The sequence below is a fragment of the Enterobacter sp. N5-15 genome (assembly GCF_057221635.1).
The window spans coordinates 4194468-4208163 of the sequence record NZ_CM170150.1; the positions used below are offsets into that span (position 1 = coordinate 4194468).

A 13696-nucleotide genomic window follows, 5' to 3' on the forward strand; every position below is an offset into this window, starting at 1 on the left:
CGATCCCCGGGAGCACATTTTGAACAGGTTACCTTCCAGCGCCTCGGCTCTTGCCTGTACCGCGCACGCACTGAATCTCATTGAAAAGCGAACGCTCGATCATGAGGAGATGAAACAACTTAACCGAGAGGTCATCGATTACTTTAAAGAGCACGTCAATCCAGGGTTTCTGGAGTATCGCAAATCTGTTACCGCCGGCGGGGATTACGGAGCCGTAGAGTGGCAAGCGGGAAGTCTTAACACGCTTGTCGACACCCAGGGACAGGAGTTTATAGATTGCCTGGGAGGTTTTGGAATTTTCAACGTGGGGCACCGTAATCCAGTTGTGGTTTCCGCCGTACAGAATCAACTTGCGAAACAACCTCTCCATAGCCAGGAACTGCTCGACCCGCTTCGCGCCATGCTCGCGAAAACGCTGGCGGCCTTAACGCCCGGCAAGCTGAAATACAGCTTCTTTAGCAACAGCGGCACGGAATCGGTCGAAGCGGCGATTAAACTCGCCAAAGCGTACCAGTCGCCGCGCGGGAAATTCACCTTTATCGCCACCAGCGGCGCGTTCCACGGTAAATCCCTGGGCGCACTGTCTGCTACCGCCAAATCCACCTTCCGTAAACCGTTTATGCCGCTGCTGCCGGGCTTCCGCCACGTGCCGTTTGGCGACATCAACGCCATGCGCACCGTGCTGAGCGAATGCCGTAAAACCGGCGATGACGTGGCGGCGGTGATCCTGGAGCCGATTCAGGGCGAAGGCGGCGTGATCCTCCCTCCGCAGGGCTATCTGCCCGCCGTGCGTCAGCTGTGCGATGAGTTTGGCGCCCTGCTGATCCTCGACGAAGTCCAGACCGGGATGGGGCGCACCGGCAAGATGTTTGCCTGCGAGCACGAAAACGTTCAGCCGGACATTCTGTGCCTGGCGAAGGCGTTAGGCGGCGGCGTGATGCCGATTGGCGCGACGGTGGCTACCGAGGAGGTCTTCTCGGTGCTGTTCGATAATCCGTTCCTGCATACCACCACCTTTGGCGGTAACCCGCTGGCCTGTGCGGCCGCGCTGGCGACCATCAACGTGCTGCTGGAGCAAAACCTTCCCGCCCAGGCGGAGCAGAAAGGCGACATGCTGCTGGACGGCTTCCGTCAGCTAGGCCGGGAGTATCCGGACCTGGTGCAGGACGCGCGTGGGAAAGGAATGCTGATGGCGATTGAGTTTGTCGATAACGAAACCGGCTATAGCTTCGCGAGCGAGATGTTCCGCCAGCGGGTGCTGGTGGCCGGAACGCTCAACAACTCGAAAACCATTCGCATTGAACCGCCGCTGACGCTGACGATTGAGCAGTGTGAGCAGGTGCTGAAAGCGGCCCGTAAAGCGCTGGCAGCGCTGCGGGTGAGCGTGGAAGAGGCGTAATCAACGCCGGGTGGTGCTACGCCTACCCGGCCTACTTTTTATCGGTGAAACTCCGCCACCGTCATGGTGAAGCGAAGCACGGTATCGCCTTCATTGGCGTAGCCGTGCGCCGCTTCCATTTTCGCCACCGCCGATGCGCCAGCGTTAACCTGGGTCACCGTCTCGTCCACCGTCAGCGTTAAAACGCCTTCGTTCACGTGCAGCAGCTCACAGGTTCCCGCCGGGTGCCCCGGAGAGGTAAAGCGCTCCCCCGGCTGCATCTCCCACTGCCATAACTCAATCATGTCCGGTCCCGCGGTACCCGCCAGCAGTCTGGCGCGTCCACCCTGTGCACCCTGCCACAGCACCGGGATCGCCGCTTCTGCGATAACATGCACCAGCGGCTCGCTGGAGACGTTGACGATATCCGCCACGGAGATGCCAAGCGCGGCGGCCAGCTTGCACAAAATGGCGATGCTGGGGTTGGCTGCGCCCTTTTCGATCTCCACCAGCATCCCTTTGCTGACGCTGGCGCGGCGGGACAGCTCGTCCAGCGACAGCTTTTTCTCTTTACGCCAGTTGCGGATGCGGTTCGCCACGGCCAGGCTTACCTGGGCAACATCGGCACCCGAATCAGTCATTATATTGACTTTCTCAGTCATTGGTCACTACCATGGTATAAAACAGTCAATACAGGATTATTTATGTCTCTCGTTACGCCGTCAATAGATTCGCGTCTTGCCGGGATCGCTCCGGGCTTTCGGGCGCTGAGCATTCTGGTTGAAGCTGCGCCGATTACTCACCCGGAGGTTGCCGCCGCCGCGCTGGCGCAGGCCTGCCAGCAGATGTTGAATGATGATGTGCCGTGGGCTGATGCACACCTTTCAGACTGGGATGAGGTGTTTAAAGCCTTCGGCGCGAAACCGAAACGCACGCCCTGTTCCGCTGCGGCCCTGCGCAAGCGGGTACTGAAAGACGGTTCGCTGCCGTCGCTGGATCCGGTCGTGGATATCTATAACGCGGTGAGCATTCGCTATGCCATTCCGGTGGGAGGAGAAAATCTCGCGGCGTACTCCGGCGCGCCGCGTCTGACGCTGGCCGACGGCAGCGAGCCGTTTGATACCTTTAAAGAGGGCCAGCCGGTGGTGGAATACCCGGATGCTGGCGAGGTTATCTGGCGCGACGACCTCGGCGTCACCTGCCGCCGCTGGAACTGGCGACAGGGGGTGCGTACCCGTCTGGACAGCCAGGCGCAATCTATGTGGTTTATTCTTGAAAGCCTGCCGTCGATGCCGCTTGCGGCACTGGAAGAGGCAGGAGAAGAGCTGGTCAACAACCTGCAGCGGCTGATGCCGGGGGCAACGGCTCGGGTACAGCTGCTGGAGCTGGCCTGAACAACGCCGGGTGGCGCTAGCGCTTACCCGGCCTACAAAACTTACCCGGCCTACAAAATCAACACAACCTCGTACCCGTAGGCCCGGTAAGCGCAGCGCCACCGGGCAAATCCGCTACTCCGGCAACAGCCCCACAAAACTGCGTTTCTTACGCGGCTCCGACATCAACTCCTCAAGCTTATCCACGCACGCCAGATAGTGCGGGGTTTGCTTATGCGCCAGCACCGCCTCCTCGTCTTTATAGGCCTCGTAGATAAAGAACCGGGTTTTCACCCTCGGGTCCTGCAATACGTCAAAGCGCAGGTTTCCGGGCTCCTGAATCGCCCCCTCGTGGTTGGCGCGAAACACCTCCAGAAACTCGTCCACCCGCTCGGGCTTAATGTTGATCTCCACCAGCGTCACGTTCATTGTGCTTCTCCCTGTTTCTCTTCCTGCCAGAACTGGAACGCCTCCCGGGCGCTCATGTTCTCGTGTACCACTTTCTTCACCGCCTTCAGCATGGCGAGCGGCGCGCTGGACTGGAAGATGTTGCGCCCCATGTCCACGCCGGACGCGCCCTGATCGATAGCGCGCCAGCACATCTCCAGCGCCTCGTGCTCCGGCAGCTTTTTGCCCCCGGCGATGACAATCGGCACCGGACAGCTGGCGGTCACTTTTTCAAAGCCCTCGTCCACGTAGTAGGTTTTGACGAACTGCGCCCCCATTTCGGCGGCGATTCGGCTGGCGAGCGAGAAATAGCGCGCGTCGCGCGCCATCTCTTTCCCCACGCCCGTCACCGCCAGCGTCGGCATGCCGTAGCGCGCGCCCGCGTCCACCAGCTTGATGATGTTGTTGATCGACTGGTGCTCAAACTCGCTGCCGATGTACACCTGTGCCGCCACGGCGCAGACGTTCAGGCGCAGCGCGTCCTCCATCGCCACCGCCACGCACTCGTTCGACAGCTCGCCCAGAATCGAATTACCGCCGGAGGCGCGCAGCACCACCGGTTTGTTCGTCGCGGCTGGCACCTGGCTTCTGAGGATGCCGCGGGTACACATCAGCACGTCGGTTTCACCAAACAGCGGCGCGATGGAGAGATCGATACGCTCAAGGCCGGTGGTCGGTCCCTGAAAGTAGCCGTGGTCAAAGGCCAGCATCACCGTGCGGTTGCTCTGCGGGTTGAAGATGCGCGCAAGCCTGGACTGCATGCCCCAGTCCAGCGAGCCGCAGCCCTTCAGGGTGTAAGGCACATTCTGCTGCGGCGTGCCGATGCCAAAATCCTTGCCGTCTTTGATGTCGTCTAAATCAGCCATTTGCTCCCCCGTCAGAAATCGTATTTGCTGATGTTCTCTTTGGTGAACACCACGCGCTCCGGCAGCAGCACGATGCCGTTGCCCTTCGCCTCATACTGGTAGCCCTGCACGCTGTTCGGCTCGACCTTCAGCGCGCCGATATCTTTTACGTCCACGCTGTCGCCGACGTTAAGATCGCCTTTTTTCAGCAGGCGATCGGCGACATTGACCGCAATTTTGCCCTGTTGTACGACATCCCACAGGCCGAAGGCTTTCACCGTGCCGCGCTCAACGTACGGACGCATCACGTTCGGCGTGCTGAAGCCGACAATCGCCACCCCTTCGCGCTTCAGGTTTTCCGCCGCCTGCGCCGCCGCAGGCAGCGCGTTGGCGTCCGGGGCGATGATTGCATCCAGATCCGGATACGCTTTTAAGATCCCTTCGGCGGTTTGCAGGGATTTGGTGGCGTCGTTATAGCCAAACTGGGTCGTCACGACCTGCCACTGCGGATGATCTTTCTCGATTTTGGCCTTCGCCTCTTTCACCCACTGGTTCTGGTCGGTAACGGTGGGGCTTGAGTAGAAGAACGCCACTTTAGCGTTCGGTTTGGTGACCTGCTTGCCCGCCATCTCCACCAGCAGGCCGCCAAGCTGCTCCGGCGTCCCCTGGTTGATATAGATGCTGCGGCACTCCGGCTTAGTGTCGGAATCCCAGGTCAGAACCTTGACGCCGCGCTGCATCGCGCGCTTGAGCGCCGGGCAGAGTCCGTCCGGCGACACGGCGGAGACGATAATGGCGTTATAGCCCTGGTTAACGAAGTTATTGATCAGCTGCACCTGGCCGGAGACGCTCGGCTCGGTCGGGCCGTCGTAGGTCACGTCCACGCCGAGGTCTTTTCCCGCCTCTTTCGCGCCGTTGCCGCCGCTGGTGAAGAAGCCCACGCCCACCAGCTTCGGGATAAAGGCAATGCGGTCCGCCGCCTGCGCCGAGGCGAAGCTGAGGGCCATTGCCAGGACGAACAGTTTTGTTTTCATCTTACGCTCCGGATAGTTTTCTAAAGAGAGAACGCACCCACTCGCGGTGCAGACTCAGCGAACGTCCCATCACCACTACAACCAGCAGCGCCCCTGACAGCGCGCTCGACACCTGGTTAGGGATGCCGACCATCTGTAAACCCTGCTGCAGGTAGCCCACCAGCAGCGCCGCCAGCGCCGTACCGACAACCGAACCTGACCCGCCGTAGATATTGGCCCCGCCGAGCACGGCGGCGGTGAGCGCGGGCATCAGCAAATCGCGCCCCAGATCCGAACGCGCGGAGCCGAAATAGGAGACCATCACCAGCGCGGCAATGGCGGAGGCCACGCCCACCAGCCCGTACAGCGCGTAGGGCATGCCGTTCACCGACAGCGCCGCATAGCGCGCCGCGCGAGGATTCTGGCCGATCAAAAACAGATGACGGCCAAAGCGCCCGCGGTGGGTAATAAGCCAGAAGAAGACGGTAATCACCGCGAACAGCACCAGCGGGATCGGCAGACCCAGCACCGTGAGGTTAGCGAACGCCGTGAAGCTGTCCGGGAAGCCGCCGATGCCCTCATAGCCCGTCGCCCCCGCCATGCCGGAGAGCAGCAGCGCGCCGCCGCCGTAGAGGTAGAGCGTGCCGAGGGTGATCACCAGCGGGCTGATGCCGGTGTAGTGAATAAGCGCGGCATTAAATAATCCGCACAACAGGCCTAGCAGCAGCGTCAATGGAACGGCGACCGCCATCGGCCACCCGGCCTGCATCATCACCCCCAGCGCGATGGCGCACAGGCCGATGGTCGAGCCGAGGGAGATATCGATCCCGCCGCTGACGATCACCAGCGTGAGCGGCAGCGCCACAATGCCGATGCAGATGAAGTCGCTGGTGCTGAACAGCAGCATGTTGACGTCGAGCATGCGCGGGTTGATGGCGCCAAAGAGCAGGATCTCCAGCACCAGTAAAATCAGCAGCGCGCTTTCCCAGTTAAGCCTCATTTACGCCACCTCTTTTTTGCGTTTGGGAAACGGGGTGACGTGCTTTCCCCCTTTGTTACCCGGCTGGAAGCGACCGTACTTCAGCGCCCGCTGATGGCGCGCCAGCGCCTGGCGCAGGCGCCCGTCGAGCACCAGCACGCCCAGCAGCACCAGCCCGGCGATAAAGTCGTTCCACCACGCCGGGAGCCTGAACAGCACCAGCACGGTGTCGATTTGTGTCAGGAAGAAGGCGCCGAGCAGCGCGCCAACCAGCGTGCCCGTGCCGCCCAGCAGCGAAATACCGCCGAGCACGCAGGCGGCGATGGCCTTCATCTCCAGCCCGCTGCCGGTCTGGTTGGGCACAAAGCCAATCTGCGCGGCAAAGACGATCCCGGCGCAGGCCGCCAGCATGCCGTTCAGGGTAAAGGCAATCATGCGGGTGCGGTTCACCGCCACGCCCAGCTGGCGCGCGGCGGCGAGGTTATCCCCCACGGCGTAAAAATCACGCCCGAACGCGGTGCGCGACAGCGTCCACGCGCCCGTGGCCGCGACGATCAACACCAGAATGCCGAGCGGCGAAATGCCGACGGCGGCAGGCTCAGAAAGGGATTTCAGCCCCGGCGGCAGCCCCTCAATCCACTTTCCGCCCGTCCAGAGCAGCATCGCCCCGCGGTACAGCCCCAGCGTGCCGAGGGTGGCGACAATCGCCGGGATGCGCAGCCCCACCACCAGAAACCCGTTGAACGCCCCGGCCAGCGCGCCTATCGACAGCGCGAAGAGAATGGAAACGGGCAGACTGTAGCCGCTGTTAAGCGCCACGCCGACGGCGATGGCGGACAGCCCGACGATGGAGCCGACGGACACGTCGATATTGCGGGTTAGCATTACCAGCGCCGCGCCGACGGCCAGCAGGATCAGGATCTGCGAACTGGCGAAGATCATCCCCAGCGTCTGTAAACTCAGATAGGACGGATTCAGCGCCACCAGCACGGCGAACAGCGCCAGAATGGCGAGAAACGCGCTCAGCTCGCGGTTTTTGAGTAAGGTCTTCATGATTGCCCTCCAAATGCCAGCGCCATCATCCTGTCGAGGCTGACGGCGTGGCGCGGCAGCTCGCCGCTGAGCACGCCCTGATGCATCACCAGCACCCGGTCCGCAAGGCCGGGAAACTCGTCGAGATCGCTTGAGATCATCAGCACCGCCACGTTCTGCGCCGCCACGCTTTTTATCAGCTGGTAGATGTCGGCGCGCGCCGAGACGTCCACGCCGCGCGTCGGTTCATCGACGATCAGCAGTAAAGGGTTGGCCTCGAGACAGCGCGCGAGCAGCACCTTCTGCTGGTTGCCGCCGGAGAGCGTGCGCACGGTTTGATCCGCATGGTTGAGCTTGATCCCCAGCGCCCGGTGATAGCGCTCCACCACCGCCGACTCCCGCTTGCGCTGCTGCCAAATCGACGGCTCGTTGAGCGCCACGGTGTTCCAGCGGATCGGCGCGTCGAGGAACAGGCCGGACACCTGCCTGTCTTCCGGCAGGTAGACCAGCCCTTTTTCCAGGCGTGAACTTACCGGCTCGCCGGTAATATCCTGATTCTCCAGCCAGACGCGGCCCCCGCGTACCGGCCGCAGGCCGTAAAGCGTTTCTGCAAGCTCGGTGCGCCCGGATCCCACCAGCCCGGCCAGGCCGACGATCTCCCCGGCGTAGATCTCAAGGCTAAGATCGATAAACCCTTCTCCGGTGAGATCGTCCACCCGCAGCACCGGGAAATCCTGCGGCTGGGTGCGGCGGTTGCCCGGCAGCGCCAGCCACAGCTTTTGCGTATCGCTCAGGGATTTCTCCCGGCTTACCGGCGTCATGGCGGCGATCAGGGCGCTGTCGTCAAACTGCGCGGTTTCGCCGCTCAGCACCACCGCGCCGTCGCGCATCACCGAGACGTGGCTCGAAAGCATGCGGATTTCCGGCAATTTGTGCGAGATAAACACAATCCCGACGCCGAATTCCTGCAGGGCGCGGATCTGGCGGAACAGCCGCTCGGTTTCGCCCGGCGTGAGGGAGGCCGTTGGTTCGTCGAGGATCAGGATCCTGGCATTGCGCATCAGCCCGCGCAGGATCTCCACCATCTGCTGATCCGCCACTTCCAGGGTGCTGGCAGCGGCGTCGAGATTAAGCTGGCACTGCAGCTGCTGGAGTTTCTCCGCCAGCCGCTTTTCCAGATCGCGCTCGCGCGGCAGGCGGAACAGGATGTTTTCCCGCACCGTCAGGTTGGGGAACAGCAGCGGCTCCTGCGGCACCAGGTAAATGCCTAACCTGTGCGCCTGCACGGGCGTGAGCCGCGCATATGACTGCCCCTCGACAGAAAGTTCACCGCCGTCCGGCTTTTCGACCCCGGCGATGATCTTCATCAGCGTCGATTTTCCCGCGCCGTTGCCGCCCATCAGGGCGTGCACCTGTCCCGCAAGCAGCGTGAAATCTATGCCTTTTAGAACCGGCACGCCTGAGAACTGCTTGCTGATATTCTGCGCGTCGAGAAGTGAGGTCATCATCGCTCCGCTATTGAACAAATGATTTTTAGATTTAATAATGTTCAAAAGCGTAGACGGTGAACTATATTTACAACCGTGCAGGGATCACAGTTTTATCGATTGAGATACAGATAAACCAGAAACGATCTAAAAGATCCGTTTTGTCGCGTGGCTCACACTTTCCCTTCGCGCCATCACGAACATATGATCTAAATTTTTATAAGAGTTCAACTATGAGCGATAAACGCACTGCGGAAGAAGGACGGTTTGCCGGGCTGGCACTGGCGGAAGAGGAACTCGTGGCGCGCGTCGCATGGTGCTACTACCACGACGGGCTGACCCAGAACGACATCGGCGAGCGGCTTGGGCTGCCGCGCTTGAAGATTTCTCGCCTGCTGGAGAAGGGCCGTCAGTCCGGAGTGATCCGCGTGCAGATCAACTCCCGCTACGAGGGCTGCCTGGCGCTGGAGACCGAGCTACAGCAGCGCTTTGACCTGAAGCTGGTGCGCGTGATGCCCGCGTTAAATACGCCGCCGATGAACGTGCGGCTCGGCATTGGCGCCGCGCAGTCGCTGATGGGCGTACTGGAGCCCGGCCAGCTGCTGGCGGTGGGGTTTGGTGAAACCACCATGAGCAGCCTGCAGCACCTGAGCGGCTTTATCAGCTCGCAGCAGATCCGCCTGGTGACGCTCTCCGGCGGCGTCGGGCCCTATATGACCGGTATCGGTCAGCTGGACGCGGCCTGCAGCGTCAGCATGATCCCCGCCCCGCTTCGCGTGTCATCCGCCGAGGTGGCCGGGATCTTAAAACGCGAAACCAGCGTGCGGGACGTGATCCTCGCCGCCACCGCCGCCGACGTGGCGGTGGTCGGCATTGGGTCGGTGAACCAGCGCCGTGACGCGACGATACTGCGTTCCGGCTATATCAGCGAAGGTGAACAGCTGATGTACGCCCGCAAAGGGGCGGTCGGCGACATTCTCGGCTATTTCCTCAATGCCGAAGGGGAATGCGTCGAGGAGCTGGAGATCCATAAAGAACTGCTGGGCGTCACGCTCGATGAACTGGCGCAGCTGCCCACCATCGTTGGCGTGGCCGGAGGGGAAGAGAAAGCCGATGCGATTTATGCCGCACTGAAGGGTCGCCGTATCAATGGCCTGGTGACGGAGGAGACGACAGCCCGCGCGGTGCTGGCCCTGACGTAACGGGGTTGCCCTGCGCTAACAATGAGGCAAGCTCATGAGTTACCTTTTAGCGTTAGATGCAGGGACAGGCAGCGTTCGCGCCGTTATTTTCGATTTACAGGGCAACCAGATTGCCGTCGGCCAGGCCGAGTGGAAGCACCTGAGCGTGGAGAACGTGCCGGGGTCGATGGAGTTCGACCTCGAGACCAACTGGCAGTTAGCCTGCCGGTGCATTCATCAGGCGCTGGAGCGTGCGCGCCTGAGCGCGGCGGATATTCAGTCCGTCGCCTGCTGCTCAATGCGCGAAGGGATCGTGCTGTACGACCGCAACGGCGAGGCCATCTGGGCCTGCGCCAACGTCGACGCCCGCGCCAGCCGCGAGGTGGCCGAACTCAAAGAGATCCACGACGACCGTTTTGAATCCGAAGTGTATGAAGTTTCCGGCCAGACGCTGGCGCTGAGCGCCATGCCGCGCCTGCTGTGGCTGGCGCACCATCGCCCGGATATTTACCGCAAGGCCGCGACCATCACCATGATCAGCGACTGGCTGGCGGCGAAGCTCTCCGGCGAACTGGCGGTCGACCCGTCTAACGCGGGCACCACCGGCATGCTCGATCTCTTCTCCCGCGACTGGCGTCCGGCGCTGCTCGACATGGCCGGGCTGCGCGCCGATATCCTCTCCCCGGTGAAAGAGACCGGCACCGTACTGGGCGCTATCACCAAAGAGGCCGCGCAGCAGAGCGGCCTGCGCGAAGGTACTCCGGTGGTGATGGGCGGCGGCGACGTGCAGCTGGGCTGTCTGGGGCTGGGCGTGGTTCGCGCCGGGCAAACGGCGGTGCTGGGCGGCACCTTCTGGCAGCAGGTGGTGAACCTGCCGCAGGTGCGTACCGACCCCGAGATGAACATCCGCGTGAACCCGCACGTTATTCCCGGCATGGCGCAGGCGGAGTCGATCAGCTTCTTTACCGGGCTGACCATGCGCTGGTTCCGCGACGCCTTCTGCGCGGAGGAAAAGCTGATTGCCGAGCGGATGGGGATGGACACCTACTCCCTGCTGGAAGAGATGGCGAGCCGCGTACCGGCAGGCTCCCACGGGGTAATGCCGATCTTCTCCGACGCGATGCATTTTAAGCAGTGGTACCACGCCGCGCCGTCGTTTATTAACCTCTCCATCGACCCGGAAAAGTGCAACAAAGCGACGCTGTTCCGCGCCCTGGAGGAGAATGCGGCCATCGTCTCGGCCTGTAACCTGGCGCAAATTTCGCGCTTCTCCGGCGTGACGTTTGAAAGCCTGGTGTTTGCGGGCGGCGGGGCTAAGGGCGCCCTGTGGAGCCAGATCTTAAGCGACGTCACCGGCCTGCCGGTGCGCGTGCCGGAAGTGAAAGAGGCGACGGCGCTCGGCTGCGCCATTGCGGCAGGTGCGGGCGCGGGGCTGTTTGCGGATATGGCTTCGATGGGCGAGCGGCTGGTGAAGTGGAGCCGCGAGTTCACGCCGAACCCGCAGCACCGCGAGCTGTACGACGGCATGATGCAGAAATGGCAGGCGGTGTACGCCGACCAGCTTGGGCTGGTGGACAGCGGGCTGACGACGTCGATGTGGCAGGCACCGGGGCTAGTGCGCGCAACGGCGCCGTAAAAAACGCCGGATGGCGCTGCGCTTATCCGTCCTGGGGTTTTGTAGCCCCGGTAAGCGCAGCGCCACCGGGGAAGTTCTTTGAGATCTATCACAATCATTCGATCCCGCTTTTACCTTTCCGCTGCCGCTGGCTAAATTAGTAACTCATCCGACCACATAACAATAATTTTACACTGGAAGAGACTATGAGCCGCTACCCGTCGTTATTCGCCCCTCTCGATCTGGGGTTCACCACACTCAAAAACCGCGTGTTGATGGGGTCGATGCACACCGGGCTGGAGGAGCATCCGGACGGGGCCGAGCGTCTGGCAGCCTTCTATGCCGAGCGCGCCCGCCACGGGGTGGCGCTGATTGTCACCGGCGGCGTGGCCCCTGCACCTTCCGGCGTGGGCATGGAGGGCGGCGCGGTCCTGAACGATGCGTCACAGCTGCCGCACCACCGCATTGTGACCGACGCGGTACACCGCGAGGGCGGTAAAATCGCCCTGCAAATCCTGCACACCGGACGCTACAGCTATCAGCCGAACCTGGTCGCGCCGTCGGCTCTTCAGGCACCGATTAACCGTTTTAAACCTCACGCCCTGACCCACGATGAGATCCTGGCATTGATTGACGACTTTGCCCGCTGCGCGGCGCTGGCCCGCGAGGCGGGCTACGACGGCGTTGAGGTGATGGGCTCAGAAGGCTACCTGATCAACGAGTTCCTCGCCGCCCGCACCAACCAGCGCGACGATGAATGGGGCGGCGACTATGCCCGCCGGATGCGCTTTGCCGTGGAGGTGGTGCGCGCGGTGCGCGAACGTGCGGGCGCGGACTTTATTATCGTCTTCCGCCTGTCGATGCTCGATCTGGTGGAAGGCGGCGGGACGTTCGACGAAACCGTGCAGCTGGCGCAGGCGATTGAAGCCGCAGGCGCCACGATTATCAATACTGGGATTGGCTGGCACGAGGCGCGCATCCCGACCATCGCCACGCCGGTGCCGCGCGCGGCGTTCAGCTGGGTAACGCGGAAGCTGAAAGGCAAAGTGTCTGTTCCGCTGGTCACCACTAACCGCATTAACGATCCGCAGGTGGCGGACGATGTGATTTCGCGAGGCGACGCCGATATGGTGTCGATGGCGCGCCCGTTCCTCGCGGATGCCGAACTGCTGTCTAAAGCGCAAAGCGGCCGTGCGGACGAGATTAATACCTGCATCGGCTGTAACCAGGCCTGTCTGGATCAGATCTTCGTCGGCAAGGTCACCTCCTGTCTCGTCAACCCGCGCGCCTGCCATGAAACCAAAATGCCGGTCGTTCCGGCGGTCAATAAAAAACGCCTGGCCGTGGTGGGCGCAGGCCCGGCGGGGCTGGCGTTTGCGGTAAATGCCGCCTCGCGCGGGCACAGCGTGACGCTGTTTGATGCGCTGGCGGAGATTGGCGGGCAGTTTAATATCGCCAAGCAGATCCCCGGCAAAGAGGAGTTCTATGAAACCCTGCGCTACTACCGCCGGATGATCGAACTTACAGGCGTCGAGCTGCGGCTTAACCAGTTTGTCAGCGCGGCGGATCTGATCGGTTTCGATGAGGTGATCCTGGCGAGCGGGATCGTACCGCGCCTGCCGGCGATCGAGGGTATCGATCATCCGAAAGTGCTGAGCTATCTGGATGTATTGCGTGACAAAACGCCGGTTGGCGAGAAGGTGGCGATTATCGGCTGCGGCGGGATCGGTTTTGATACCGCCATGTATTTAAGCCAGCCGGGCGAGGCCACCAGCCAGAACATTGCCGAGTTTTGCGTGGAATGGGGTATCGACACCAGTCTGAGCCAGTCCGGCGGATTGCGCCCGGAAGGGCCGCAGCTGCCGAAAAGCCCGCGCCAGATCGTGATGCTGCAGCGTAAGGCCAGCAAGCCGGGCGAAGGGCTGGGCAAAACCACGGGCTGGATCCACCGCGCCACCCTGCTCTCACGCGGGGTGAAGATGATCCCGGCGGTCAGCTACCAGAAGATCGACGACGAGGGTCTGCACGTCACGATCGGCGGCGAACCGCAGCTGCTGCGCGTGGATCACGTCATTTTATGTGCCGGGCAGGAGCCGAAGCGCGATCTGGCGGATCCGCTGCGCGAAGCAGGTAAAACGGTGCATTTGATCGGCGGGTGCGACGTGGCGATGGAGCTGGACGCGCGGCGGGCAATTGCGCAGGGGACGAAGTTAGCTCTGGCGATCTAGGGCATTGCCGGGCGGCCAAGGTAAAAGCAAAACGGCAACCCAGTTGCCGTTTTTAGTGTTTGCTCCCTCTCCCTGTGGGAGAGGGTTGGGGTGAGGGCATCAGGCCACACATACCCAA

At 62.0% G+C, this 13696-nt stretch carries 12 protein-coding genes; 5 read left to right on the plus strand and 7 right to left on the minus strand.

Annotated features, from left to right (window positions below; translation table 11 throughout):
• Positions 1 to 19 precede the first annotated feature (19 nt).
• Entirely contained in the window at positions 20 to 1399 is a 1380-nt protein-coding gene (gene ygjG, locus AC2TE5_RS19800) for a putrescine aminotransferase (RefSeq protein WP_032660397.1), read from the plus strand.
• A gap of 38 nt (positions 1400 to 1437) precedes the next feature.
• Here the strand turns inward: ygjG and AC2TE5_RS19805 are convergent, their stop codons facing one another.
• On the minus strand, positions 1438 to 2040 hold the full coding sequence (locus AC2TE5_RS19805) for a helix-turn-helix domain-containing protein (protein WP_484612253.1): 603 nt from the start codon (positions 2038 to 2040) through the stop codon (positions 1438 to 1440).
• 42 nt (positions 2041 to 2082) lie between these two features.
• Between AC2TE5_RS19805 and AC2TE5_RS19810 the strand changes: the two genes are divergently transcribed.
• The gene (locus AC2TE5_RS19810) at positions 2083 to 2772 is read left to right on the plus strand and encodes a B3/B4 domain-containing protein (RefSeq protein WP_484612254.1); all 690 of its coding nucleotides are present in this window, start codon (positions 2083 to 2085) and stop codon (positions 2770 to 2772) included.
• A gap of 114 nt (positions 2773 to 2886) precedes the next feature.
• On the opposite strand, the gene lsrG is transcribed toward AC2TE5_RS19810, so the two are convergent.
• Genes lsrG through lsrA form a run of 6 tightly spaced genes read right to left on the minus strand, consistent with a single transcriptional unit; the run spans position 2887 to position 8572 of the window.
• Positions 2887 to 3180, minus strand: coding sequence for a (4S)-4-hydroxy-5-phosphonooxypentane-2,3-dione isomerase (gene lsrG / locus AC2TE5_RS19815; RefSeq protein WP_008503162.1), 294 nt, complete (start codon positions 3178 to 3180; stop codon positions 2887 to 2889).
• Positions 3177 to 4064, minus strand: a complete 888-nt coding sequence (lsrF, locus tag AC2TE5_RS19820; protein WP_484612255.1) for a 3-hydroxy-5-phosphonooxypentane-2,4-dione thiolase — start codon at positions 4062 to 4064, stop codon at positions 3177 to 3179. The genes lsrG and lsrF overlap by 4 nt, the downstream gene beginning before the upstream one ends.
• 11 nt (positions 4065 to 4075) lie before the next feature.
• Positions 4076 to 5077: an autoinducer 2 ABC transporter substrate-binding protein LsrB gene (lsrB, locus tag AC2TE5_RS19825; RefSeq protein WP_042715406.1), complete on the minus strand. Its 1002-nt coding sequence runs from the start codon at positions 5075 to 5077 to the stop codon at positions 4076 to 4078.
• 1 nt (position 5078) lies between these two features.
• On the minus strand, positions 5079 to 6056 hold the full coding sequence (lsrD, locus tag AC2TE5_RS19830) for an autoinducer 2 ABC transporter permease LsrD (protein WP_484612256.1): 978 nt from the start codon (positions 6054 to 6056) through the stop codon (positions 5079 to 5081).
• A complete protein-coding gene (lsrC, locus tag AC2TE5_RS19835) occupies positions 6057 to 7088 on the minus strand; it encodes an autoinducer 2 ABC transporter permease LsrC (protein ID WP_484612257.1) in 1032 nt (343 codons plus the stop codon). It abuts the gene before it with no gap.
• Complete coding sequence (gene lsrA, locus AC2TE5_RS19840; protein WP_484613369.1) at positions 7085 to 8572, minus strand: autoinducer 2 ABC transporter ATP-binding protein LsrA; 1488 nt, start codon at positions 8570 to 8572, stop codon at positions 7085 to 7087. Before lsrA ends, lsrC begins: the two co-directional genes overlap by 4 nt.
• Before the next feature lie 215 nt (positions 8573 to 8787).
• On the opposite strand from lsrA, the gene lsrR reads away from it, so the two are divergent.
• From lsrR to AC2TE5_RS19855, 3 genes are all read left to right on the plus strand, one after another.
• Positions 8788 to 9756: a transcriptional regulator LsrR gene (gene lsrR, locus AC2TE5_RS19845; RefSeq protein WP_484612258.1), complete on the plus strand. Its 969-nt coding sequence runs from the start codon at positions 8788 to 8790 to the stop codon at positions 9754 to 9756.
• A 34-nt stretch (positions 9757 to 9790) separates the two neighbouring features.
• Positions 9791 to 11371 (plus strand): autoinducer-2 kinase, encoded by a 1581-nt coding sequence (lsrK, locus tag AC2TE5_RS19850; RefSeq protein WP_213328912.1) that lies wholly within the window; start codon positions 9791 to 9793, stop codon positions 11369 to 11371.
• 185 nt (positions 11372 to 11556) lie between these two features.
• Positions 11557 to 13578: an NADPH-dependent 2,4-dienoyl-CoA reductase gene (locus tag AC2TE5_RS19855; RefSeq protein WP_213328911.1), complete on the plus strand. Its 2022-nt coding sequence runs from the start codon at positions 11557 to 11559 to the stop codon at positions 13576 to 13578.
• The last annotated feature ends 118 nt before the right edge of the window (positions 13579 to 13696 follow it).

Excerpts from the sequence above, each read along its gene's own strand:
- lsrC (WP_484612257.1), bottom strand. The coding sequence starts at position 7,088 with ATGAAGACCTTACTCAAAAACCGCGAGCTGAGCGCGTTTCTCGCCATT.
- AC2TE5_RS19805 (WP_484612253.1), bottom strand. The coding sequence starts at position 2,040 with ATGACTGAGAAAGTCAATATAATGACTGATTCGGGTGCCGATGTTGCC.
- lsrB (WP_042715406.1), bottom strand. The coding sequence starts at position 5,077 with ATGAAAACAAAACTGTTCGTCCTGGCAATGGCCCTCAGCTTCGCCTCG.
- lsrD (WP_484612256.1), bottom strand. The coding sequence starts at position 6,056 with ATGAGGCTTAACTGGGAAAGCGCGCTGCTGATTTTACTGGTGCTGGAG.
- lsrG (WP_008503162.1), bottom strand. The coding sequence starts at position 3,180 with ATGAACGTGACGCTGGTGGAGATCAACATTAAGCCCGAGCGGGTGGAC.
- lsrR (WP_484612258.1), top strand. The coding sequence starts at position 8,788 with ATGAGCGATAAACGCACTGCGGAAGAAGGACGGTTTGCCGGGCTGGCA.
- lsrA (WP_484613369.1), bottom strand. The coding sequence starts at position 8,572 with ATGACCTCACTTCTCGACGCGCAGAATATCAGCAAGCAGTTCTCAGGC.
- lsrF (WP_484612255.1), bottom strand. The coding sequence starts at position 4,064 with ATGGCTGATTTAGACGACATCAAAGACGGCAAGGATTTTGGCATCGGC.
- lsrK (WP_213328912.1), top strand. The coding sequence starts at position 9,791 with ATGAGTTACCTTTTAGCGTTAGATGCAGGGACAGGCAGCGTTCGCGCC.
- AC2TE5_RS19810 (WP_484612254.1), top strand. The coding sequence starts at position 2,083 with ATGTCTCTCGTTACGCCGTCAATAGATTCGCGTCTTGCCGGGATCGCT.
- AC2TE5_RS19855 (WP_213328911.1), top strand. The coding sequence starts at position 11,557 with ATGAGCCGCTACCCGTCGTTATTCGCCCCTCTCGATCTGGGGTTCACC.